Origin of the sequence: Mycobacterium mantenii, assembly GCF_001667865.1 — a bacterium.
GTDB lineage: Bacteria > Actinomycetota > Actinomycetes > Mycobacteriales > Mycobacteriaceae > Mycobacterium > Mycobacterium mantenii_A.
The window spans coordinates 1-914 of sequence record NZ_LZJP01000011.1 but is presented as its reverse complement, the minus strand read 5'-3'; the positions used below and the strand labels follow the sequence as shown (position 1 = coordinate 914).

Here is a 914-nt window from a genome sequence, read left to right as displayed (position 1 = left end):
GGCCGAGCGAGCCAGCAGGCAGTGGATTTCGCCGCCCAAGCGGTCGCCGCCGGCGCCTGCGACGTAATAGTAGCGGGTGGGGTGGAATCCATGAGCCGACTGCCGCTTGGCGTAACGCGGCAAAGTGGATTCCCATACGGCCCGAGGGTTATGCAGCGGTTTGACGATTTCTCGTTCAATCAGGGACTGTGCGCCGAGGCGGTGGCACGAAAGTGGGGATTGACGCGGGTCGATCTCGATGCCTACGCCGCAGCGTCGCATCAGCGGACCGCCGCGGCTATCGACTCCGGTGCATTCGACGCGCAAATCATCGTACTTTCCACGGAGACCGGAGAATTCGATACCGACGAGGGGTTGCGCCGTGGCACCAGCATCGAGACCCTCGGACAGCTCAAGCCGTTGTTCATCGAGGACGGGCTGATCCACGCCGGTAATTCGTCACAGATCTCCGACGGCGCCGCCGCCCTGCTGATCACCACCGCCGACAGGGCCGCCGATCTGGGGCTGACTCCGATGGCCCGCTACGTCGCCGGAGCGGTGGCCGGTGCAGACCCGGTGCTGATGCTGACGGCACCGATTCCTGCCTCCGAGATGGTGTTGTGGCGGGCCGGACTCGGTATCAGCGACATCGGAGTGTTCGAGGTCAACGAGGCGTTCGCGTCGGTGGTCCTGGCCTGGTTGAAGGACACCGGGGCCAGCGAGCTGGTGACAAATCCCAGCGGCGGGGCGATCGCGCTGGGCCACCCGCTGGGGGCCTCGGGCGCTCGCCTGATGACCACGATGGTGCACCGCATGCGCCGCGACGGCATCCGCTTCGGCCTGCAGACGATGTGCGAGGGCGGCGGCATGGCGAACGCCACGATCGTGGAACTGCTGTGAGCCTCGTGTCGCGCGACGTGTTCGACGGCGATCAG

At 66.3% G+C, this 914-nt stretch carries 1 protein-coding gene; it reads left to right on the top strand.

Annotation, left to right across the window (positions count from 1 at the left end; genetic code table 11):
- Positions 1-879, top strand: an 879-nt coding sequence (locus A5688_RS01240) for a thiolase family protein (RefSeq protein ID WP_082995928.1), incomplete at its 5' end; no start/stop codon positions are given.
- Positions 880-914 lie beyond the last annotated feature (35 nt).